This is a genomic window from Psychrobacter sp. W2-37-MNA-CIBAN-0211 (assembly GCF_040309405.1).
Lineage (GTDB): Bacteria > Pseudomonadota > Gammaproteobacteria > Pseudomonadales > Moraxellaceae > Psychrobacter > Psychrobacter glaciei.
Window position 1 is genome coordinate 1 of the sequence record NZ_JBEOOU010000272.1, and the last position, 266, is coordinate 266.

Sequence of the window (266 nt, forward strand, 5' to 3'; positions counted from 1 at the left end):
GCGCATTCACTGCGCCATCGCACCGCCCGCTACTGCTGTTGTTTTTACTTGTCGCTGCACTTTTCCTCGGGATGCCCGAGGCGATGGCTCACGCCGTCGCGGAAGGTGACAAGGGCTTTATCCAGGAAAGTTCCGGCGTCATGTTGCTGCCCTTCATCTACATGGGCGCCAAGCACATGATGACGGGCTACGATCACCTGCTGTTTCTGTTCGGGGTGATCTTCTTCCTTTACCGCCTGAAGGATGTGGGGCTCTACGTCACACTG

At 57.1% G+C, this 266-nt stretch carries 1 protein-coding gene; it reads left to right on the forward strand.

Features of this window, described 5'->3' with window-relative positions; genetic code table 11:
• Positions 1-32: 32 nt before the first annotated feature.
• On the forward strand, positions 33-266 hold a 234-nt coding region (locus tag AAEY72_RS15195), incomplete at its 3' end, for a HupE/UreJ family protein (protein WP_502945402.1).